This is a genomic window from Catenibacterium sp. co_0103, from assembly GCF_004168205.1.
GTDB lineage: Bacteria > Bacillota_I > Bacilli_A > Erysipelotrichales > Coprobacillaceae > Catenibacterium > Catenibacterium mitsuoka_A.
In genome coordinates, this window is record NZ_RCYB01000201.1 from 1 (window position 1) to 1303 (window position 1303).

At 34.9% G+C, this 1303-nt stretch carries 2 protein-coding genes; both read right to left on the bottom strand.

Going from position 1 to position 1303, the window contains the following annotated elements; genetic code table 11:
* Positions 1 to 76: 76 nt before the first annotated feature.
* Positions 77 to 832 (bottom strand): IS21-like element helper ATPase IstB, encoded by a 756-nt coding sequence (istB, locus tag EAI80_RS13125; RefSeq protein ID WP_129982388.1) that lies wholly within the window; start codon positions 830 to 832, stop codon positions 77 to 79.
* A gap of 4 nt (positions 833 to 836) precedes the next feature.
* On the bottom strand, positions 837 to 1303 hold a 467-nt coding region (locus EAI80_RS13555; protein WP_193760872.1), incomplete at its 5' end, for a hypothetical protein.

Genomic DNA, 1303 nt, shown 5'->3' on the forward strand with positions numbered 1-1303 from the left:
TGCAAAAGTCAATATAAAAATGTAGGTTTAGGACAATATAAGAATGTAGGTTTTCCTACATTCTTATATTGTCTTTTTAGTCTTCATCTTCTATGAATTGAAGCTGATCTTTGAGTCTATATGACGGACCGTTGATGTTTAATACAGAACTATGATGAAGAAGTCTATCCAATAAGGCATTAGTAAGAACAGGATCACCAAACACCTCTGGCCATTTAGAGAATGTTAGGTTTGTAGTTATAATTGTACTTGATTTCTCATATCTCTTCGCAATGAGATTGAAAAACAGATTGGCAGTATCTGTATCCATTTTCTCGTATCCTAACTCATCAACTATAAGAAGCTTATATCTGCATATCCACTTGATTCTTCTTTCTAGTATGTTCTCATATTTAGCCTTTCTAAGCTGTGCTATGAGGTCATGGAACGAAATACAATATACAGAATATCTCTGCTTTGCAGCTTCTGTACCAATACCTACAGCTAGATGCGTCTTGCCCACTCCAGGTGTTCCACATATGATTATATTCTCACAGTTTTCAATGAACCTTAATGTGGCTAAATCTTCAATTTTCTTTCTATCCAGTGAGGGCTGAAAGCTAAAATCAAAGTCCTGAAGACTTCTCTGAAAAGGGAAGTTTGCCACCTTAACACAGCTGATTATGGCTAAATCCTCCCTGTATTTCATCTCCATCTGCACCATCTCATCTATGGCTTCAAGTGGTGTCTTTACCCCGTCAGACATCATATCCAGGTACTTGTTTATATTCTCCTTCATCTTGGGAAGCTTCAGCTTCTCTAGATTATTCATTAATACATTTATTGAACTCATACTATTAATCCTCCATTTCCATTCTGTATGTTTTTAAATAATCTGTTGTCTCTTTTTTTAATTCTTGGTAGATTGAATCATAACCTTCCTGTGATAGAAAGTTATAGATATCCATAATATCAAATCCCCACAGATTCACTCTAAGAATCTTCAGTTCCTTCTTGTTGGCTGACTTTTTTAATGCAGCGAAGAACTGTTCTTCATCAGTGATATATGGAAGAATCTTTGATATTTCTGTATAAAAAATCTTTCGTTCTTCCTTGTTAAGTGTCTGTATGAATCTCTTTATCCAGGAACTGAGCGATTCCTGTGATACAAGATACGCAATCATATGATCATAAGATTTCAATGCATCATTCCTAGTTAAAACGATTTCTCTTGCATCAAGCAGTTTATCCATAATGGATAGATTGTTTGCGACAACTTTACTAAAATCTTTGTTTCCTGCAAGCTGTTTGGATATAGACTGTT